This window comes from Arthrobacter zhaoguopingii, from assembly GCF_009828595.1.
In the GTDB taxonomy this organism is placed as follows: Bacteria; Actinomycetota; Actinomycetes; order Actinomycetales; family Micrococcaceae; genus Arthrobacter_D; species Arthrobacter_D zhaoguopingii.
Genome location: NZ_WPNY01000011.1, coordinates 24,095 through 44,589 on the forward strand (window position 1 = coordinate 24,095; position 20,495 = coordinate 44,589).

At 69.7% G+C, this 20,495-nt stretch carries 16 protein-coding genes; 6 read left to right on the forward strand and 10 right to left on the reverse strand.

Annotation, left to right across the window (positions count from 1 at the left end; all coding sequences use genetic code 11):
• Positions 1–32: 32 nt before the first annotated feature.
• A complete protein-coding gene (gene cydB / locus GVV86_RS14005; RefSeq protein WP_159803115.1) occupies positions 33–1,055 on the reverse strand; it encodes a cytochrome d ubiquinol oxidase subunit II in 1,023 nt (340 codons plus the stop codon).
• A gap of 41 nt (positions 1,056–1,096) precedes the next feature.
• A complete protein-coding gene (locus tag GVV86_RS14010; RefSeq protein ID WP_159803116.1) occupies positions 1,097–2,677 on the reverse strand; it encodes a cytochrome ubiquinol oxidase subunit I in 1,581 nt (526 codons plus the stop codon).
• 218 nt (positions 2,678–2,895) lie between these two features.
• Between GVV86_RS14010 and GVV86_RS14015 the strand changes: the two genes are divergently transcribed.
• Both GVV86_RS14015 and GVV86_RS14020 read left to right on the forward strand, forming a co-directional pair.
• On the forward strand, positions 2,896–3,264 hold the full coding sequence (locus GVV86_RS14015; RefSeq protein ID WP_120169614.1) for a BlaI/MecI/CopY family transcriptional regulator: 369 nt from the start codon (positions 2,896–2,898) through the stop codon (positions 3,262–3,264).
• A gap of 6 nt (positions 3,265–3,270) precedes the next feature.
• Positions 3,271–4,248, forward strand: coding sequence for a M56 family metallopeptidase (locus GVV86_RS14020; RefSeq protein WP_159618936.1), 978 nt, complete (start codon positions 3,271–3,273; stop codon positions 4,246–4,248).
• Positions 4,249–4,533: 285 nt separating this feature from the next.
• Here GVV86_RS14020 and GVV86_RS14025 read toward each other — a convergent pair whose 3' ends face one another.
• Positions 4,534–6,642, reverse strand: coding sequence for a DNA gyrase/topoisomerase IV subunit B (locus tag GVV86_RS14025; protein ID WP_159618937.1), 2,109 nt, complete (start codon positions 6,640–6,642; stop codon positions 4,534–4,536).
• 266 nt (positions 6,643–6,908) lie between these two features.
• Here GVV86_RS14025 and GVV86_RS14030 point away from each other — a divergent pair, with 266 nt between their 5' ends.
• Positions 6,909–7,130: a DUF7455 domain-containing protein gene (locus GVV86_RS14030; RefSeq protein ID WP_120169620.1), complete on the forward strand. Its 222-nt coding sequence runs from the start codon at positions 6,909–6,911 to the stop codon at positions 7,128–7,130.
• 173 nt (positions 7,131–7,303) lie between these two features.
• On the opposite strand, the gene GVV86_RS14035 is transcribed toward GVV86_RS14030, so the two are convergent.
• Positions 7,304–8,560, reverse strand: coding sequence for an RNA polymerase sigma factor (locus GVV86_RS14035; protein ID WP_425513933.1), 1,257 nt, complete (start codon positions 8,558–8,560; stop codon positions 7,304–7,306).
• 239 nt (positions 8,561–8,799) lie between these two features.
• A complete protein-coding gene (locus GVV86_RS14040; protein WP_159803118.1) occupies positions 8,800–10,239 on the reverse strand; it encodes a DUF4192 domain-containing protein in 1,440 nt (479 codons plus the stop codon).
• Positions 10,240–10,560: 321 nt separating this feature from the next.
• Between GVV86_RS14040 and GVV86_RS14045 the strand changes: the two genes are divergently transcribed.
• Positions 10,561–11,802 (forward strand): MFS transporter, encoded by a 1,242-nt coding sequence (locus GVV86_RS14045; protein WP_246199810.1) that lies wholly within the window; start codon positions 10,561–10,563, stop codon positions 11,800–11,802.
• A gap of 28 nt (positions 11,803–11,830) precedes the next feature.
• On the opposite strand, the gene GVV86_RS14050 is transcribed toward GVV86_RS14045, so the two are convergent.
• The 5 genes from GVV86_RS14050 to GVV86_RS14070 form a co-directional block, all read right to left on the reverse strand.
• The gene (locus tag GVV86_RS14050; RefSeq protein WP_159803119.1) at positions 11,831–12,937 is read right to left on the reverse strand and encodes a winged helix DNA-binding domain-containing protein; all 1,107 of its coding nucleotides are present in this window, start codon (positions 12,935–12,937) and stop codon (positions 11,831–11,833) included.
• An 11-nt stretch (positions 12,938–12,948) separates the two neighbouring features.
• Positions 12,949–14,706 (reverse strand): ABC transporter ATP-binding protein, encoded by a 1,758-nt coding sequence (locus GVV86_RS14055; RefSeq protein WP_159803120.1) that lies wholly within the window; start codon positions 14,704–14,706, stop codon positions 12,949–12,951.
• Positions 14,703–14,942 carry a hypothetical protein gene (locus GVV86_RS14060; protein ID WP_159618942.1) on the reverse strand — a complete coding sequence of 80 codons (240 nt, stop codon included), beginning with the start codon at positions 14,940–14,942 and terminating at the stop codon, positions 14,703–14,705. Before GVV86_RS14060 ends, GVV86_RS14055 begins: the two co-directional genes overlap by 4 nt.
• An 87-nt stretch (positions 14,943–15,029) precedes the next feature.
• Positions 15,030–15,794, reverse strand: a complete 765-nt coding sequence (locus GVV86_RS14065) for an SDR family oxidoreductase (protein WP_159618943.1) — start codon at positions 15,792–15,794, stop codon at positions 15,030–15,032.
• A gap of 201 nt (positions 15,795–15,995) precedes the next feature.
• Positions 15,996–16,985 carry a proteasome assembly chaperone family protein gene (locus GVV86_RS14070; RefSeq protein WP_425513935.1) on the reverse strand — a complete coding sequence of 330 codons (990 nt, stop codon included), beginning with the start codon at positions 16,983–16,985 and terminating at the stop codon, positions 15,996–15,998.
• A gap of 322 nt (positions 16,986–17,307) precedes the next feature.
• On the opposite strand from GVV86_RS14070, the gene GVV86_RS14075 reads away from it, so the two are divergent.
• Both GVV86_RS14075 and lpdA read left to right on the forward strand, forming a co-directional pair.
• A complete protein-coding gene (locus GVV86_RS14075) occupies positions 17,308–18,867 on the forward strand; it encodes a leucyl aminopeptidase (protein WP_159618945.1) in 1,560 nt (519 codons plus the stop codon).
• A 195-nt stretch (positions 18,868–19,062) separates the two neighbouring features.
• Positions 19,063–20,445 (forward strand): dihydrolipoyl dehydrogenase, encoded by a 1,383-nt coding sequence (gene lpdA / locus GVV86_RS14080; RefSeq protein ID WP_159618947.1) that lies wholly within the window; start codon positions 19,063–19,065, stop codon positions 20,443–20,445.
• Positions 20,446–20,495: the final 50 nt, after the last annotated feature.

Here is a 20,495-nt window from a genome sequence, read left to right on the forward strand (position 1 = left end):
GCGTCCATCCGTGGCGTGCCCTCCGGGGGCACTCACAGCGGGGTCACGGCGTGGGTCGCAGGAATGCTCCGCTCGGAGATCCGGCGCCGGAACACCCAGTAGGTCCAGCCCTGGTAGGCCAGGATGAGCGGAAGCCCAAACGCCGCCACAATGCTCATCAGACCCAGCGTGTACGGGGAGGACGACGCGCTGTCCACGGTCAGGTCGAACAGCGGATCCAGGGTCGAAGGAAGCACCACGGGGAAGGCGGCGGCGAAGATCGCGCCCACCATCAGCACCATCGCTGCCCCCAGCGCCGCGAAGGCGCGGCCGTCGCGGTTCCCGCGCGCAGAGCGCCAGGACGCGGCGGCACAGCCGGCGGCAAGGACCAGTGCCAGGGCAGTGAGCATCGTGCCGCCACGGACCTGCACGGTGAGCGCCCAGGCGAGCATCGGCAGCAGCGCGAAGGGCAGGAACCGCCGCACCACCCGCAGCGCCGTGCCCCGCACGCCGCCCTCCGTCTTCAGCGCCAGGAACGCGGCGGCGTGGACCAGGCAGAAGAGCACCACGGCCGCGGCGCCGAGCAGCGCGTAACCGTTGAACCAGGCGAAGGGGCCGCCTTCACGGTCGCCGTTGGCGTTGATCGGCAGGCCGGTGGTGGTCAGGGCCAGCGCCGCGCCGATGCCGGCGGCTGCTGTCAGGGACCCCAGGGCGATGGCCCAGTCCCAGCGGTTCCGCCACGCGGGGCTGTCGACCTTGCCACGCCACTCGAAGGCCACGGCCCGGAAGATCAGTCCGAGCAGGACGGCGGTGAAGGGCAGGTAGAGCGATGACAGCAGGGACGCGTACCACGCGGGGAACGCGGCGAAGGTGGCGCCGATGGCGGTGATCAGCCACACCTCGTTGCCATCCCAGACCGGCCCCACGGTGTTGAGCAGCACCCGGCGCTGGGAGTCGGTGCGGTAGACAAGCTTCATCAGCATGCCCACCCCAAGGTCAAAGCCCTCGAGGAAGAGGTAGCCGGCCCAGAGGACGGCGATGAGGACGAACCAGAGGGTGGGAAGAGCCTCGGACATGCGGGGGTACCTTTTTCTGTCTCGGCCGCGGAGAGCGGCCCTTAATACGCGAAGGAGAGGACGTCGGCGTCGTCGGCCCGGTGACCGGAACCGCCGTCGGAGTCCGCCGGGGTGTGAGCGAGTTCGGGCATGGCCGAGGCCACTCCGCCGCGGACGTAGGTGAAGAGCAGGCGGACCTCGATAACCAGCAGCACCGCGTACACCGAGGCGAGGGCAACCAGGGAGGTGAGCAGTTCGGCGGCCGTGACCCCCGGCGAGACGGCGGCGGCGGTGAACATGAACACGCTGTCGATGCCGGCGAAGTCGGGGTTCGGTGCGACGACGAAGGGCTGGCGGCCCATCTCGGTGAAGATCCAGCCGGCGGCGTTCGCGCCGAAGGGGGCGAGGATGCCGAAGACCGCAAGGCGCATGAGCCACCGCGACTCGGGGACGGTGCCCTTGCGCAGCACCCAGAACGCGATGCCGGCGGCGAGGGCGGCGATCGCACCGAAGCCGATCATGATGCGGAAGCCCCAGTAGGTGACCTCGAGGACGGGCAGGTAGTCGATCTCGGCACCGGCGCGGTCGCCGTAGATGGGGTTGTCGGGGAGGTGCGTCCCGTACTTCTCCTGGTATTCGGGAACCAGGGTGTTCACACCCTTGACCTCGGTGGTGAAGTCGCCGTTGGCCAGGAAGGAGAGGACGCCCGGGACCTCGACGAGGGCCACGATGTCGTCGCAGCTCTGGGAGCCGAGGTTGCCGACGGAGAGCACGGAGAAGCCGGTGCCGTCGTGGCAGGCGGCCTCCGCGGCGGCCATCTTGATGGGCTGCTGCTCGAACATGAGCTTGCCCTGGAGGTCGCCGGAGACGGCGGTGCCGGCGAAGGCGATCATGGCGACGACGGCGCCGAGCCGGGCGGAGCGCAGCCAGACCCGGTGGTCGGTGGCGTCCCGCGACGGAGCGGCGGCGGTGCCGACCTCGACCCGGCCGGACGCATCGACGGTGTCGATCCCGTCACGGCGGCGCTTCCAGAGGTGGTACCAGCTGATGCCGAGCAGGAACGCCCCGGCGACGGCGAGGGCCCCGAAGACCGTGTGGGGGAAGGCCACCAGCGCGGTGTTGTTGGTCAGCACCGCCCAGATGTCGTTCAGCACCGGCCGGCCGTCGACAACCTCGTACCCGACCGGGTGCTGCATCCAGGAATTGGCCACGAGGATGAAGTAGGCGGAGAGGACCGAGGCCAGCACCGCGGCCCACAGGCAGAGCAGGTGGACCAGCCTGGGCAGGCGCTGCCACCCGAAGATCCACAGGCCGAGGAAGGTCGACTCCACGAAGAAGGCCAGCAGGGCCTCCAGCGCCAGGGGGGCGCCGAAGATGTCGCCGACGAACCGGCTGTACTCGCTCCAGGCCAGGCCGAACTGGAACTCCTGCACCAGCCCGGTGGCCACGCCCATAATGAAGTTGATCAGGAAGAGCTTGCCCCAGAATCGCGTCATCCGCAGATACGCCGCCTCGCCCGTGCGGTACCAAAGGGTCTGCATCACTGCGACCAGCAGACCGAGGCCGATGGTCAGCGGGACCATCAGGAAGTGGTAGACGGTGGTGATTCCAAACTGCCACCGGGCAATTTCCAAGGCTTCCATGAAACCCTTTCGCGTACACCGCGGGCTGCGCGGCCGTGTTTCTACGTCGTGTAGAAAAGTTCTTCTACATAGCGTAGAACAAATTTCGGCAGGCTTCTACATGGCGTAGAAACCGGCGGCCAAAAGCGGTATCCTTTAATCCGTAGAGCTGTATCCTGTACCTGCCTCACTGGCAGGTACGCACCAAAAGCACCATCGGATTTCGCAGAAGGAAGATCATGGCAACCCTCGGAGACCTCGAACGCACAGTGATGGACCTGCTGTGGTCAACACCCGGGGCACTTACGGCCAACGAGCTGCGCGATTCGATCGCCGTCGTCCCGGCCGGCGCCGAGACCGGGCGCGAGCTCGCCGTGACCACTGTGCTGACCGTCTTGTCCCGACTGGAGAAGAAGGGCCTGGTGCAGCGCGAGCGTGACAGCCGGCCCCACCGCTACAAGGCGGTCACCAGCCGCGCCGACCACACCGCCGAGCTGATGCACGAAGTGTTCGCCAAGGCGCCCGACCGGGAGGCGGTGCTTGCGCGTTTCATCGGCAGCGTCTCGGAGTCGGAGGCGCAGACCCTGCGCAGGCTGCTCGGCGCCTAGGCCCCGGTGCTCTGGGCGTCATACTTTCTGGCGGCCCTCGCGGTGTTCCTCGCGTGGCCGGCGCCCATCGCGCTCTCCCGCGCCCGCTGGCCGGCGCGCTCCCCCTTCACGGCCATGGTCCTCTGGCAGTCGATCGCCCTCGCCGGCGGGCTCTCCATGATCGGGGCCATGCTCGTCTGGGGCCTGGCTCCGCTTGGCGATAACCTCGTGACGGCCTCCATCGGGCTGTGGAACGTACTGATGGAGCAGAAGCCGGCCGAGACCCTCGGAATCATCCACGTCTTCGCCCTGAGCGCTGCGAGCCTGCTGGGCGTCCATCTTGTCTTCACGCTGATGCTGACCTTCATCCGCATCCAGCGCCAGCGCCGGCGCCACCGCAGCATGCTGCGGCTGCTCAGCTCGCCGGTGAAGGACTCCCCCGCGACCCTGGTGATCAATCACCCCACGCCTGTGGCCTACTGCCTGCCCGGCGGGGCACGCTCGGTGACCGTCCTGTCCGATGGACTCCTCGAGATGCTCAGCCAGGAGGAACTCAACGCCGTCCTGACCCATGAGAACGCCCACCTCCAGCAGCGCCATCACCTGCTCCTGTGGGCATTCGCCGCCTGGCGTTCCGCCCTGCCCTGGCTGCCCACCTCGCAGCTGGCGCAGGTCGCCGTGACGGAGCTGATCGAGATGCTGGCCGACGACCAGGCCCTCAAGCACGTCGACGAAGGCACCCTTGTGCGGGCCATCGCGATCGTCGCTGCCGGGTCACCGGCCGTGGCGGACACCGCCCCGTCGGCGGAGACCCGGCTGGAGCTGCCCGCGCCGGACCGCGGAACCATGGCCGAGGACTGGAGCACCTCGGTCCAGCGCCTGCGCCGGCTGCTGACCCCCCTGCGGCCCCTGACCGCCCTTCAGCGCGCCGTCGCCCTGGGCTCGGCCGGACTGCTGCTGGTGTTCCCTCCCCTGCTGCTGATCGCCCCCGCCCTGCCGGGATAAGGCTGCCCGTCGGGGCTGCCCTGGGTGTCGGGGCTGCGCCGGCTCGCGACACACCCGTCCGAAAGCGACAGGCGTACCGGATATATCCGGCGCGAAGGACGTTTTCTGGCGCGCCCGCCGCATTTGGGGCGCAGAATCCGGCCTCCGGTCCCCGGCTCCGTCCGGTGGCGGGTGCGCGCCGGCGGGCCGTTCCGATGGCACCGATTACGACGTCTGCACGCAGAAACGATGTCCGCACCGGAAAAATCCGGTGCGGACGTCGCTTTCGGGTGCGTCGGCCGGGCGCTACGCGTCGATGCGGTCCCGGTCCAGCGTGGCAGCGCCGGCGACGATGAAGTCCTTCCGGGGCGCGACATCGCTGCCCATCAAAAGGTCGAAGACCCGCTCAGCCGACTCGGCCTCGGAGATCCGCACCCGGCGCAGCGTCCGGTGGCGCGGATCCATCGTGGTCTCGGCGAGCTGGGCGGCGTCCATCTCCCCCAGGCCCTTGTAGCGCTGGATCGGCTCCTTGAAGCGCTTGCCGGACTTCTCCATGGCAGCCAGGAGCCGGTGCAGCTCATTCTCCGAGTACGTGTACACCATCTCGTTCGGCTTGGAGCCGGGGTTGATGACCTCCACCCGGTGCAGCGGCGGTACCGCGGCGTACACCCTGCCGGCCTCCACGAGCGGGCGCATGTAGCGGAAGAACAGGGTCAGCAGCAGGGTGCGGATGTGGGCGCCGTCGACGTCGGCATCCGTCATCAGGATGATCTTGCCGTAGCGCCGCGCATCGAGCTGGAAGCTGCGCCCGGAGCCGGCCCCGACGACCTGGATCAGCGCCGCGCATTCGGCATTGGAGAGCATGTCGCCCACCGAGGCCTTTTGCACGTTGAGGATCTTGCCCCGGATGGGCAGCAGGGCCTGGTAGTCCGAGGACCGGGCGAGCTTGGCCGTGCCGAGGGCGCTGTCGCCCTCGACGATGAACAGTTCGGACCGCTCGGGGTCGTCGATGCGGCAGTCGGCGAGCTTGCTGGGCATGGAGGAGGTCTCCAGGGCGTTCTTGCGGCGCTGGGTCTCCTTGTGCACGCGTGCCGAGATGCGCGACTTCATCTCCGCGACGACCTTCTCCAGCAGCAGCGCGGACTGCGCCTTGTCGGCGCGTGCGGTGGAGTTCAGCCGGGCGGTGATCTCCTTCTCCACGACCTTCGCCACGATCGCCTTCACCGCGGAGGTGCCGAGGATCTCCTTGGTCTGGCCCTCGAACTGCGGCTCGGCCAGGCGGACGGTGAGGACGGCGGTGAGGCCGGCGAACACGTCGTCCTTCTCGATCTTGTCGTTGCCGGCCTTGAGCTTGCGGGCGTTGGCCTCAATCACCTTGCGGAAGGTCTTCAGCAGGGCCTGCTCGAACCCGCTCTGGTGCGTGCCACCCTTGGGTGTGGCGATGATGTTGACGTAGCTGCGCATGGTGGTCTCGTAGCCGATGCCCCAACGCAGCGCGATGTCGACCTCGCAGTCCCGTTCGACCTCCGCCATCTGGCTGTGGCCGCGCTCGTCCAGGACGGGAACGGATTCCTTGAACCGGCCCGAGCCGTGGATGCGCCAGACGTCGGTCACGGCGGCGTCGACGGCGAGGAACTCGGCGAACTCGGAGATGCCGCCGTCGTGCTGGAAGACCTGCTCGACCGGTCCGGCCTCGCCGGGGGTGCCGGGGATGCGGCGCTCGTCGCGCAGGGTGATCCGCAGGCCCGGGACCAGGAAGGAGGTCTGCCGGGCGCGGGTCTCAAGCTCCTCGTAGGAGAACTTCGCGTCCGGGGTGAAGATCTGCCGGTCGGCCCAGTATCGGATCCGGGTGCCGGTGACCCCGCGCTTGGTGGTGCCGACGACGTCGAGCCGCGAGCTGTCGAGGAAGGGCTCAAACTCGGCGGTGGGCGAGATCGTCTTCCCGTCCAGGAAGCGGCCGGGCTCGCCGCGGCGGAAGGACATCTTGTAGGTCTTGCTTCCGCGGTCAACGTAGACGTCGAGCCGGGCCGAGAGGGCGTTGACCACGCTGGCGCCGACGCCGTGGAGCCCGCCGGAGGCGGTGTAGGAGCCGCCGCCGAACTTGCCGCCGGCGTGGAGCTTGGTGAAGACCACCTCGACGCCGCTGAGCCCGGTCTTCGGTTCGGCGTCCACCGGGATGCCGCGGCCGTCGTCGTGGATCTCGACCGACCCGTCGGCGTGGAGGATCACGGTGATGCTCTGGCCGAACCCGGCCAGGGCCTCGTCGACCGAGTTGTCGATAATCTCCCACAGGCAGTGCATCAGCCCGCGGGAGTCCGTCGAGCCGATGTACATCCCCGGCCGCTTGCGGACGGCCTCAAGGCCCTCGAGGACCGAGAGATGGCGTGCGGTGTAGTCGGAACTGAGTGGGGTCACGTTGGGGTGATCTCCTTGACGCGTGGCTGGAGTGAGGGACCCAACGCCCGGAAACGGCCGCTGGACACCAGGGTCAAGCTTATTACCCGGCGCCGACATCGCCGTGCAGGCCCGGCCGGATCCGCGGCTCCGGCTGTGATCCCGCGCACCTCCGGCGGTGTCAAGGCGGGCCCTCCGTACGCCGGGAGCGAAAGAAAACCCACCCTGCGAAGAAACGGCAACGAATAATGGTTATATGAATACACGATCCACATGAGGAGGCATTCATGAGTACTGCAGTTGCAACCCGAGAACTTACCGCCCAGCACCGCTGCGACCGCTGCGGAGCCCAGGCCTACGTGCGCGCAGTCCTTTCAACCTCCGGTGGAGAGCTTCTCTTCTGCGGACACCATGCACGGTCCGTCGAAGCGAACCTGCGGCCGCTCACTTCCGAGTGGCAGGACGAGACCGAGCGGCTCCGCGAGAAGCCGGTCGTTTCCGAAGACTGATGTGCTCGCGGCCCGTCCGCCGCGTGAAGTGGAACCGGTACGCCGGTCACCGGTCGTTATAAGTTCAGTCTCGATAAGCACATAGGAAAGGCCCCCTCTTCGGAGGGGGCCTTTCCTATGTCTGCTGTTACCTCTGGCATGCGGCGGGCCGGGGAGGGCCCGCCGCCCGGGTGCTAGTCGAGGTAGTCCCGCAGCACCTGTGAGCGTGACGGGTGCCGCAGCTTGGACATCGTCTTCGATTCGATCTGGCGGATCCGCTCGCGGGTCACACCGTAGACCTTGCCGATTTCGTCTAAAGTCTTCGGCTGCCCGTCAGTGAGGCCGAACCGCATGGCGACGACGCCGGCCTCGCGCTCGGAGAGCGTGTCGAGCACCGAGTGCAGCTGTTCCTGAAGCAGCGTGAAGCTGACCGCGTCGGCGGGAACCACGGCCTCGGAGTCCTCGATGAGGTCGCCGAACTCCGAGTCGCCGTCCTCGCCCAGCGGGGTGTGGAGCGAGATGGGCTCACGGCCGTACTTCTGGACCTCGACGACCTTCTCAGGGGTCATATCGAGCTCGAGTGCCAGCTCCTCGGGGGTAGGCTCGCGGCCCAGGTCCTGGAGCATCTGGCGCTGCACGCGGGCGAGCTTGTTGATGACCTCGACCATGTGGACCGGGATGCGGATGGTGCGGGCCTGGTCGGCCATGGCGCGGGTGATCGCCTGGCGGATCCACCAGGTGGCGTAGGTGGAGAACTTGAACCCCTTGGTGTAGTCGAACTTTTCGACGGCACGGATCAGGCCCAGGTTCCCTTCCTGGATGAGGTCGAGGAAGAGCATTCCGCGGCCCGTGTAGCGCTTGGCCAGGGAGACGACGAGACGGAGGTTGGCCTCGAGCAGGTGGTTCTTGGCGCGCTTTCCGTCGTGGATGACCCATTCGAGTTCGCGGCGCAGCTTCGGATCCATGTCCGGGTCCGCGGCGATCTTCTCCTCGGCGAACAGTCCGGCCTCGATCCGCAGCGCGAGGTCGACTTCCTGCTCGGCGTTGAGCAGGGCGACCTTGCCGATCTGCTTGAGGTAGTCCTTGACCGGGTCCGCAGTCGCGCCGGCGGACACCACCTGCTGGGCGGGGGCGTCGTCGTCGTCGGCATCGGAGTAGACGAAACCGGTGCTCGTTCCGACCTCCGCCTCGGCGGGGTCGGGCTTGATTTCGTCGGCGTCCGGTTCCACCGCGGCATCCACGATTGACTCCACGGGCTCATCGATCGGGTCGACGGCCACTGCGGTATCCGTTGATGCTTTCGCCGGAGTCTTGGCTGCTGCAGCCTTGGTGGCAGCCTTTTTGGGTGCGGCTCTGCGCTTGGTGGTGGTGGTGCCGGCTTCCGCTGAAACCGGGGCTGCTGTCTTCTTAACCGACACAGAGAACCTTTCATACGCGGTTTGCGGTGCCATCAAGGGGACAACACCACTATGACCCTGTCAAGTCCACGCCTTGGTTCAGACGAAGACCGAGGATCAGCTCCTAATAGGAACTTCCTCCGGGTGCGGGACTATTCCGGACCTGCCCTGTTCGGCAGGCACCGGAGCCTCGCAGGCCTCCATGTGATGCGCGGACCCCACCGGGTCTCGTCGTTCATTGTCTCACGCTTTGGTGTTCGCGTGAATTTCCGGGCCCTGCGGACCGTGTCCGGTCACGCCGGCCGCCCACGCCGGGCACTCCACGCGGTCTCCGGGCTGCACGCCCAATCCGGGAGTCCGCCGCGGAGGATGAGTTGTTTAAGGAGCCCAGCCAGCCGGTAGCCGGGGCAGGCGCGTTCGGCGCGCTCGAGATACACACAGGCGAGGGATCCACGGCCGCGGGCGAACTCGATCCACCCAAGCATCGAGTGCACCGCCGCCTGGGATTCGCCCGCGGATACGGCGGCGAGTCGGAGGAGGAGATCGTGCGCGGCGTCGAGCGTGTCCCACCGCGGCGCCTCGGATGAACGCCCCACCAGGAAGTCGGTGTAGCGCCGGCAGGCTCCGGCCCGCTCTTCGGCCGGAAGCAGCCCACCGCCAAGGGCATCGATCGATTCACGGTACGGGATGCCGGCCGGGTTGAAGCCTCGACGAGCGTCGGGACCACCGTGCGCGCCGCCGTACGTGCCGCCGTCCGCGCCGCCGTCCTGACCGCCGTCGGGACCACCGTGCGCGCCGCCGTACGCGCCGCCGTCCTGACCGCCGCCCGCGCTGCCACCCTTTTCACCTCCCCGCGGTGCCTCCAGTGCCAGGGACCGTCCGGCGGCGGCAAGGGGCACCACCGGCTCCACCCTTGGATGGCCCGGACCGCCCACCACTCCGCAGGCGCGTGCTCCCTGTTCGGCTGCCTCCAGGCCACACCCAGCGAGCACCAGCACTGAATCGCGGATGGCCCTGCACGAGAGGCCCGCCAGGAGGAAGGCCGCCGTCTCGTGCTCCTGCCGGCCCAGCGGTGGCCGTCGGCCGCTGAGCAGTTGGTCCCAGACGAGCAGGGTGGCCCGGAACTGGGAGGCGGTGGTACAGATGCGGGCGCACCGGCGGCGGTAGGAGGCCGTGAGCGCCTCGACCGACGGCTCCCCCGCCACCGTCGACCCCGGCGGCAGCGCCGCGGCCGTCTCCACCGACGGCGAGAAGGAGCTTCCCCGCAGCACCAGTTCGGCGCTGGCGGTGCTGTCGCTGATCTCCGCAAGGGGCCGCCCCGGCCAGGGGCAGCACCGGGTGTCGGCACAGAAGTATTCGCGCCAGGCCGTTCCGGAGACCACCCAGCCGTCCCGCAGCGGGGTTCCCGCCGCCCGCAGCGTCCGCTCGAGCTGGCGGACCATCCGGCCGTAGGGTGGCCGCTCCGGTTCGGACCACCGGGCATCCGTGTAGAGGATCATCACCGCCCCGTCGGCCGCGGTGTCGGACGCCAGGATGGCCGCCACTCCCTCGGCATAACTGCCTGCCCCGGCGCCGGCGCCCGGCAGGTCGACCCGCAGGGTGGCGCCGACCCGGCCGCCCGACAGCGTCAGCACCACAAGGCTCTCGACGGGAAGGAATCCAATGGCATGCGGGACGTAGGACAGGAGGTCGGCTGCGGTGCCGAGGTGCAGCCGTTCCGGGTCGCTGGTCATGGTGCCAGCCTGCGCCGGCCTCTTGCTGCCCGTCCGCGCGGGTCCGGTTAAGTGGACAACCACCGGCGCGGTTTCCGCCCTGCCCAGCAGCCCGGGCCCCGTCATCTCCCGGAGGAAAAAGCCGTGGCCTGTTCACCTGAGGGAAAGGGGTGGTCCGGTGGTATTACTGGGTGGGTGAACAGGAAGATCTCCCACCGGCGACAACGGCGTCCGGGGTCAGGCGGCACCGCAGCGGAACCGGCAGCGGGCACCGCCGCGGACCAGGCAGGCGGCACCGCAGCGGAGCCGGCAGGCAGCGCCGATGCCCGTGACCAGCGCCGGGTGGTGCAGGTGCTGGCCGGTGCCCAGATTCTCGGCGGCATCGGCATGGGTGCCACGCTGTCCCTCGGTGCGCTGCTGGCCGCCGAGCTTTCCGGGTCAAGCTCCTGGTCCGGGATGGCGGCGACCATGAGCACCCTCGGCGCGGCGGTCCTCGCCGTTCCCCTGGCCCGGCTCGCCCAGCGGTCCGGCCGCAGGATCTCCCTCTCGACCGGCGCCCTGATCGCGGGAGCCGGAGCGGTGCTGGCCATCACTGCCGCGGCGGTATCCCAGTTCCCCCTGCTCTTGCTCGCCCTGCTGCTGCTGGGCGCGGGCTCCGCGACGAACCTCCAGGCGCGGTTCGCCGCGACGGACCTCGCCTCCGAGGCCACCCGCGGCCGCGACCTCTCCCTCGTCGTATGGTTCACCACCATCGGCGCGGTCCTGGGCCCCAACCTGTTCGAACCCGGCGAAGCGCTCGGCGCCGTTCTCGGCCTGCCTCCGCTCTCCGGAGCCTTCGTGTTCTCCGCGGTCGCCCAGGCGGCCGCCGCCGCCGTCTATGCGGTCTGCCTCCGCCCGGACCCGCTGCTGCGCGCCCTCACCCTGCGCGGCACGGCGCCGGGTCCGGAGCGCCGCAGGGGTGGCCTTGCCGCTCTCCGCGGCAACCCCCTGGCCCGCTACGCCGTCCTCGCCATCGCCTGCAGCCACGCCGCGATGGTGGCCCTGATGTCAATGACCCCGGTGCACCTTCGCGACCACGGGGCGAGCCTGGCTGTTGTGGGACTGACCATCAGCCTCCATGTGGCCGGGATGTTCGCCTTCTCCCCCGTGTTCGGCTGGCTGGCCGACCGCGCCGGGAGGATCGCCGGAATCCTTGTGGGCCAGGCCCTGCTGCTCGGCGCCCTGATCCTCGCCTGGACCGGCGCTGAATCCGCGGCCGCGGTCACGGTCAGCCTCATCCTGCTCGGCCTGGGCTGGTCGGCCTCCGTGGTCTCGGGGTCGGCCCTCGTCGCCGAGTCGGTGATCGTCCCGGACCGGGCCGCCGTCCAGGGGGTCTCGGATCTTTCGATGAATGCTGCCGGAGCGCTGGGTGGGGCGCTCGCAGGCCCCCTCCTGACCGCGCTTGGCTATTCAGGCCTCGGGCTCACCGTGACCGGGCTGGTGGGCGTGGTGGTCGTCTGGACCGCCGTCCGGGCCTTCACTGGGCGGGCGCCGGCGGGACGCCCCCTCGAAGCGGCCGACGCGCCCCGGGCCGGCGGGTCCTGACGCGGCGGAGCCACCCCGCGCCGAGCAGTTACCCGTCGGCACCGTCGAGTACCACGGGCAGCCCGAGGAACCGCGAGTAGCGGTCCGCCGCGGCCCGCAGGGCCGCTTCCCCGCCCGTGCCGGCGGGGGCCTCCCCGGGGAACGGCGCAACTGCGAGGCAGACGGAGCCGCCGCGGATTTCCTGCTCCCAGGTTCCGCGAATCCTGCCCGAAACCGCCAGGGCCGGGCGGAACAGCCCGTTCACCGCAGGGCCGACGGCGCTGCGGTGGCGCTCCTCAAGCACGAGGGTCCGGTCCGCATACCCGATGGTGTATTCATCGAAGCCGGGAAGCAGGTGCGCCGGCACCGGCCCTCCGGACCGGGCGTCGAGGACCCCGGGGTCGACATAGGACGGCTCCCCGTCGGCCGGCAGGACCGCCAGGTCCGGTTCGGCCAGGTGGAGGGCGAGCCGGGAGTCGGTTAGGGTCAGTCCGCTCCACCAGGCGAGGTCGCGGGCCGTGGCGGGCCCGTGGCCGGAGATATAGCGGAACGCCAGCCGGGCCAGCGCCTCCTCCCGCCCGGGCGGCTCCACCGCCGGGATCCGGTCCCGGAACAACGCGAAGGTCTGGGTGCGGCCCTGCGGCGGACCGATGATGACCACCTGTGTCTCGGCGAGGTAGCGCAGGATGTGTGAACCGCGCTGGCCGCCCGTCGGGATGCCGGCGTCCTGGAGCAGGCGCAGGACAGTGGTACGCGGCAGCGCCGCTCCCTCGAGTGAGGCACCGAGCACGTCCGCGGCCTTCGCGAACACCGCCCCGGTGAGGCCCGCGTCCCGCCAGAGCTTCCCCCGGCCGCTCCAGGCGCGCGGACCGAGCAGGGACAGCAGCCACGGCGCGTCCGCCGGTGCGGTGAGGTGGAGGGTTCCGCGCATCGTCCAGGTCTGCACGATCGTCCCCCCGTGCAGTGCGTCGGCGAGCGCCGCGTCGGTGAGGCCCGGGGTGCGCAGGCCCAGGCTCCACCGGGCCCCTGGGAGGTTCTGTGCCTGGACGGCGAGCATCCGGCGCACGGTCTCAACCGGACCCCGCGAAGGGCTTTCAGCGAGCCGGTGCGAGCGCAACCGGAGCTGCCGGAGATCATCCTGCGTTCGGGCCGCCACGGAGGTTCCCGTCAGGCGTGCTGGACCAGGCGCTGGCGCACGGCCATGTCCCGGTACAGCGCGCTGCTCTGAACGAGGGTCGCGTGGGTGCCCGAGGCCACCACCCGCCCGCGGTCCATCACAAGGATCCGGTCGAAGTCGGCGATGGTCGAGAGGCGGTGGGCGACGACGACGACGGTCCGGCTCCGCGCGGCCTCGCTGAGGGTCCGCTGCAGCAGCTGTTCCGTGCGCGAGTCCACGGCGGAGGTGGGTTCATCCATCAGCAGGACCGGCCGGTCCGCCAGGAGCACCCGCGCCCAGGCGAGGCGCTGGCGCTGTCCACCGGAGAGCCGGACGCCGTCCTCTCCCAGGTTGAGCCCCAGGCCCGACTCCGAGCGCTCCACCAGATCGCCCAGTCCCACCGACTGCAGCGCCGAGACCATCCGGGCCGAGGTGGCGTCGGGGGCGCTGATCCGCAGGTTGTCGGCGAGCGTGCCGCTGAGCACGGGCGCTTCCTGCTCGACGAGGCCGAGGCGGGAGCGCAGTTCGCTGCGCGGGATGGCCGCCAGGGGCACACCGTCATAGGTGATCGTTCCCCCGGTGGGCTCGTAGAAGCGCTCGAGGAGCCCGAGCACGGTCGACTTTCCAGCACCCGACGGTCCGACGATCGCAGTCCGGCTGCCGGCGGGGACCGAGAAGCTGAGGTCCGCGAGGACAGGTTCGCCGCCGTCGTCGTCGTACCCGAAGGACACCGAGTCGAACCGGACCTCCGGCGCCGTGGACGCGGTGCGACCGGGCGTGAGTCCGTCTTCGTCGCCGGCTTCGGGCTCCAGCCGGGTGACCTCCTGGATCCGGTCGAGGGCCGCCAGGCCCGCCTGGATCTGGACGAAGGCGCCAAGGGCGGATCCGATCGGCAGCACCAGGAGGAACAGGTAGAGGATGAACGCCAGGAGGTCGCCAAGCGCCAGAGACCCGTCGGCCACCCGGACGCCGCCCACCGTGAGGACCACGATGAACGCGCCCTGGATGCAGATCGACATGATCGGCTCGACGACGGCCTGCAGTTTCGCGGCCGCAACCCCGGCACGGTAGGCGCCTACCGCCTCCCGGTCGATCAGGGCCGCCTCGCGGTCCTCGGCCACCGCGGCCTTGATGGTGCGGATGCCGGAGAGGCCGCGCTCCACGGCGGCCGCCATGGCGCCGACCGCCTCCTGCACCTGACGGCTCCGCCTGCGGATCAGCGATCCCAGCATTACGACGCACGCGGCGCCGCCGAGCACCGCGGTGACGGTGATGCCGAAGAGCAGGGGGTCGAGAAGGATCATCAGCACCACCGCGGCGGCGAACATGAGCACCGAGGAGACGATCTCGAAGAGGCCCGAGGTGATGACGCTGCGCAGGAGCGTTGTGTCCGATCCGACCCGGGACATCAGGTCCCCCACGCGCCGTGCGTCGAATTCGCGGACCGACAGGCGCAGCAGCTGGCCGACGAGGGAGCGGCGGACGCCGAGCACGACGGATTCGGCGGTGCGCTGCAGGAGGTAGGACTGGCCGGCGCTGAAGACCGCCTGGCCGAGGGTGATCGCCACGAGCAGCCACACGAAGGTGGTCCAGTCGGTGCCGGCGCCGACGGCGTTGATGAGCTGCTGGACCATGAGCGGCTGCAGCAGGGCAAGGGCGGTGGCGACCAGCGAAACCGCTCCGGCGGCCACGAGCAGGCTCACGTGTCCGCGCAGGTAGGGCAGGAACTCGGCGAAGGAGGCCCGCCGCTCCGGGATTTCGGTGCTCACTTCCGGCGTCCCAGCAGCCCCCGCCCGCCGTACTTTCGGTGCACGGCCTGCCGGGTCACGCCGAGGGGGCCGGCGATCTGTTCCCAGGTCAGCCCGCGGGCCCGGGCGCGCCGGACCTGGACTGCCTCGACGCGTTCGAGTTCCTGCCGAAGCCGTGCCGCGGCTGCGAGGCCCGATCTCGGATCGTCATCCGCCGCGGCGGTCCTCACAAGGTCCATCATGTCCTCCACTCTCATCGTGTCAACATAGGTTGACCGACGGCACTCTGTCAAGGGACGTTGACATGCGAAGAGGTATCCGATGGGACAGCGGAGCCGCCGGGATCAGGGGCGCCCGGCGCCAGCGGTCCACGAAGCGTAGGTGGAGCCGAGCACCAGCGGCTCGGCCGGAATATTGATTCCCTGCCGGAAGGCCTTTCCCGCGGCCCCGGGGAGCGGCAGCGGGAGCCGGAGGCCCCGGCGGCCGGAAACCCGCAGGTAGTCGGCGGCGTACTCGCGTGCCGTGCGGACCTCGGGGCCTGCCACCTCACGCGCGTGTCCGGTCGTGTCCGCCGGGACGAGTTCGACGAGCCGGCGGGCGACGGCGTCGGGATCGATGGTCTGGAAGCGGGCGCCGGAGAAGTATGGACAGAGCCCCACCCGCCGCAGGGAGGAGTGAAGGGCCTCGACGAAGGTATGGAACTGGGTGGCACGCAGGATGCAGGTGTCCGGTCCCGCGCCGAGGTAGGCCTGTTCCTGGGCGAGCTTGGCCTGATAGTAGGCCAGCGGGGACCTGTCGATCCCGACGATCGAGAGCAGGACCGCCCGGCCCACCCCTTCGGCGGCGGCGGCCTCCATCAGTCTCGCCGCGCCGCCGACGAAAGTTCCCTGCTGGGCGGCGCGGAGCTTTGCATTCGTCACGTCGATCAGCGCCTCACACCCGCGCAGCGCCTCCTGCAGGCCCTCCCCTGTCGACACATCGGCAGCGCGGTACTGCGGCCCCTCCGGAGAGTCCGGCCGCCTGCCGGAACGGGAGAGCACAACGACCTCCTGCCCTTCCTGAAGCAGGTACCGCGTGACCAGGGAACCGACAGCTCCCGTTCCACCCACAACCGCTACCCTGCGCACCGCGCCCCCTTGCCGCTTGGAAGTCCGGGCCCCTGCCGGCCGGATGACGCCACTCTAGACGCCGGTGCGGGCAGAACACAGGACCGGGCCACAGCGTTGCCCCAGCGGAGAGTTAACGCAGAGGGCACCGGGTCCTTCCGGACCCGGCGCCCTGACGCGGTGCGAAATGGCCTGCTCAGCCGGTCAGCGCTGGCCGAACGGATCGGTGGCATCCCCCGGGTCCTCGTCGCGGTCCAGCGCACCGCCGAGCAGCAGGCTTGACTCCTCTTCGGCCTGCGGGCTGGCCAGGTAGGCCTCGACCTCGGCGCCGAGCTCCTCGGCGCTTGCCAGCTCGCTGTTCTCCTTCACCAACAGTGAGCGCCGCTCAACGCTGGCGGTGCGTTCGTCGTAGTTTTCCTCGAGGGAGCTCACCACCGACTGCACCTCGGCCGAACCGCTCACCTGGCGGGCGATCTGCCGTTCGACGACCCGGCCGGTCTCCCGCAGCCGGTCGGTGGGGAGCATAAGTTCCGCCGTAGCGCCCAGGTGTTCGAGTGCGGCGACGGCAGCGGGCGGGTATTCGGCCTCGGCAAGGTAGTGCGGCACGTGCACCACGAGCCCGACGACGTCGACGCCGGCCTCCATCAGCCGCATTTCCGTCAGGGAGCCCACCGAGGCGTCGACCTGCACCGTGGGCCGCCAGGCGTTCATGCCGGCGGTGAGGTCGGGGCGGTTCCCGTGCGCGGTCACGCCGATGGGCCGGGTATGGGGCACCGCCATGGGGGCCGAGTGGATCCAGGCGACGAGCGAGACGTCGAAATCCTCGATCAGGAGCTTCACGGCGCTGACGAAGCGTTCCCACTGTAGGTCCGGCTCGAGTCCCGCCAGCAGCAGGAACGGCTCGCCCAGCCCGTCATGAAGAAGGTGCAGTTCAAGCCGCGGAGCCTGATAGGCGGTGAAGTGGTCCTCCTCGAAGAGGATCCGGGGACGCCGGCTGCGGTAATCGATGAGCTGGTCGGTGTCGAACACGGCGACGAGTTCCGAATCGAGGGTCTCCAGGAGCTCCTCGCTGACCTGCGAGATGACCTGGCCGGCGTCGAGGAAGCCGCTCAGGCCCGCCAGCAGGGGCAGGCCCTGCAGCCGCTCGGGGTCGACAGTGGTACTGAGGCTGAACAGTGTCCGTGGATCAAGCATCATTTCCTCCTGCATTTCCCGAGGCAGCCGGCGCGGGCGCGCCATCGGGGTTCCAACTACTCTGCTGATTCTCTCAACACCGAGGGCGCATCCAACATTCCGCACCACCGGCAAGCGGAAATCCGGCGGGCTCCGGTGAGGGCCCGGACGGGCCCCGGCCGGCGGACGGCCATCGGCGGGCTTCGGCCGCCCCGGTCCCGGTGCGCGGGTACCGAGGGGATACGATCGAAGGACGGACACCGGCCTGCCCGCGGCCCGGCGCCGGGTGCTGCACAGGCGGCCCGGAGCCCGATTCCCCATCTCGGAAAGAGGAAACACCTTAGTGATGAAGCCAAGCGAGCCCACTCTGACAGCGGTTGCCAAAGAGCTGAAAAAAATCCCAAGTGACGCCCTGGTGATCGGCGTAGGCAAGGGCCAGGACGGCCCGGTCCTGCTCGACAGTCCCCTGCCGGCGAAGGCCGCCCGCGCCCTGGGCGATTCGCTCCAGGTCCTCGGCGTGACCGGCGCCGCCGACGACGTCCGCCGGCTGGCCGCACTGCCGGACACCGGCTCGGAGTCCCTCGTGCTGGTCGGCGTGGGCCCGGTGACCCCGGGAACCGCGGTGCCGGCCGAGACCCTGCGGCGCGCCGCCGGAGCAGCGGTCCGCCAGCTCAAGGGCCTCGAGACCGTGGTGCTCGCCCTGCCGGCACCGGGCGTGGCCGACGCCACGGCGGTCGCCGAGGGCGCCGCCCTGGGCGCCTACGCGTACGACGGCTACCGGTCGGGCCTCGGCGCCGACGGCAGGCCCGCCCCGCGCAAGGATGACGGACCGGTGCGCACGATCCTGGTCCACACCGCCGCCGCACAGGACGGCGCACAGGACGCCGCGCTGACGGCCGGGCTGGCCCGCGCCGCCGTCCTGGCGAAGAACGTGAACGCGACCCGCACCCTGGTCAACCAGCCGCCGAGCCACCTCTACCCCGAGAGCTTCGCGCAGGCAGCGCGGGACCTCGCAAAGGGCCTTCCCGTCAAGGTGACGGTGATGGATGAAAAGAAGCTCGAGCGCGACGGCTACGGCGGCATCCTCGGGGTCGGCAAGGGCTCCTCCCGGCCGCCGCGCCTGGTGAAGGTCGAATACGCGCCCGCGAAATCGAAGGTGCACCTGGCCCTCGTCGGCAAGGGCATCACCTTCGACTCCGGCGGCCTGTCCCTGAAGCCCGCCGCCAGCATGCAGACCATGAAGCTGGACATGGCCGGCGCCGCCGTCGTGCTGAACACCGTCCTCGCCGTGGCCGAGCTGGGCCTGGCCGCCAAGGTGACCGCCTGGCTGTGCCTTGCGGAGAACATGCCCTCGGGCACCGCCCAACGTCCCGAGGACGTCCTGACCACCTACGGCGGGCGCACCGTCGAGGTCCTCAACACCGACGCCGAGGGCCGTCTGGTGCTCGCCGACGGCCTCGCCGCCGCCAGCGAGGAGCACCCCGACGCCATCATCGACATCGCCACCCTCACCGGTGCCCAGATGATCGCCCTGGGCAACCGCACCTCCGGCGTGATGGGCGACGACGGCGTGCGCGACGCGGTCAAGGCCGCAGCCGACCGCGCCGGTGAGTCGTTCTGGCCCATGCCCCTGCCCGAGGAACTGCGTCCGAGCCTCGACTCCCAGGTGGCCGACATCGCCAACATCGGCGAGCGGTTCGGCGGCATGATGACGGCGGCCGTCTTCCTGCGGGAGTTCGTCGGCTCGACCGACGGGGAGAAGATCCCATGGGCGCACCTCGACATCGCCGGTCCGGCCTTCAACGAAGGCTCCCCCTACGGGTACACGCCCAAGGCAGGCACCGGCGTCGGCGTCCGCACGCTCCTGGCCTACGTCGAGGACGTGCTCGGGCGGGCCTCCTAGGTCAGCACGAAGGCCCGCCCGGCACACCGCCCGGCGGGCCTTCGTGAGACTGCCCACACGTGCCCGGAATGGGGGGTTCCCATGTGGCCGCGGGCAGCATGGAGCGATAGGGTAAAGCCTGATCACCAAGCAATTTGGCACAATCAATCACCGACGCGTCTCGGCGCGTCATTGCTTACGCGAGGGAGCGTCAAAGTGGCCGATACGGCAGCTGCGCAAGAATTCGACATCCTGATCCTCGGCGCGGGAAGCGGTGGCTATGCCGCCGCCCTCCGGGCCGTTCAGCTGGGTTTGACCGTAGGCCTCGTGGAGAAGGGCAAGCTGGGCGGCACCTGCCTCCACAACGGCTGCATCCCCACCAAGGCGCTCCTGCACACGGCGGAGGTCGCGGACAGCGCCCGCTCGGCAGGCAAGTACGGCGTGAACGCCACCTTCGAGTCGATCGACATGGGCGCGGTGAACGCCTACAAGGAAGGCATCATCGCCAGCAAGTTCAAGGGGCTGACGGGCCTGATCAAGTCCCGCGGGATCACCGTGATCGAAGGCGCCGGCCGGCTGACGTCCCAGAACACGGTCGAGGTCGACGGGACCTCCTACACGGGCAAGAACATCGTTCTCGCCACCGGTTCCTACTCGCGGACCCTGCCCGGCCTTGAGATCGGCGGCAGGGTCATCACCTCCGACCAGGCCCTGCAGATGGACAGCGTCCCCAAGAGCGCCATCATCCTCGGCGGCGGCGTCATCGGCTGCGAGTTCGCCTCCGTCTGGGAGTCCTTCGGCGTCGACGTCACCATCATCGAAGCCCTCCCCTCCCTCGTGCCCAACGAGGACGCCACCATCGTCAAGGCCTTCGAGCGTGCGTTCAAGAAGCGCGGCATCAAGTTCAACACCGGCACCCGCTTCCAGGGCGTCGAGCAGAACGACGAGGGCGTCACCGCCACCCTCGAGGACGGGAAGACCTTCAAGGCCGACCTCATGCTCGTGGCCGTCGGCCGCGGACCGGTCACCGCGGACCTCGGCTTCGAGGAGGCGGGCCTCACGATGGACCGCGGCTTCGTCATCACCAATGAGCGCCTCCACACCGGCGTCGGCAACATCTACGCCGTCGGCGACATCGTCCCCGGCCTGCAGCTGGCCCACCGCGGCTTCCAGCAGGGCATCTTCGTCGCCGAAGAGATCGCCGGCCTCAAGCCCGTCGTCGTCGAGGACCTCAACATCCCCAAAGTCACCTACAGCGAGCCCGAGATCGCCTCGGTCGGTTACACCGAGAAGGCCGCCAAGGAGAAGCTGGGCGAGGACAAGGTCCTGACCCAGGAGTACAACCTGGCCGGCAACGGCAAGAGCTCCATCATCGGCACCGGCGGGCTGGTGAAGCTCGTTCGGGAGAAGGACGGCCCCATCATCGGTGTCCACATGATCGGCAGCCGCATGGGCGAGCAGATCGGCGAGGCGCAGCTGATCGTCAATTGGGAGGCCTACCCCGAGGACGTCGCCCAACTGGTTCACGCCCACCCGACGCAGAACGAATCCCTCGGCGAGGCCGCCCTGGCCTTCGCAGGCAAGCCCCTGCACAGCTGAGCTCCGCCCGCACCCCCAAGTGCGGGCCCGGTGCACCCCAAACGGGGTGC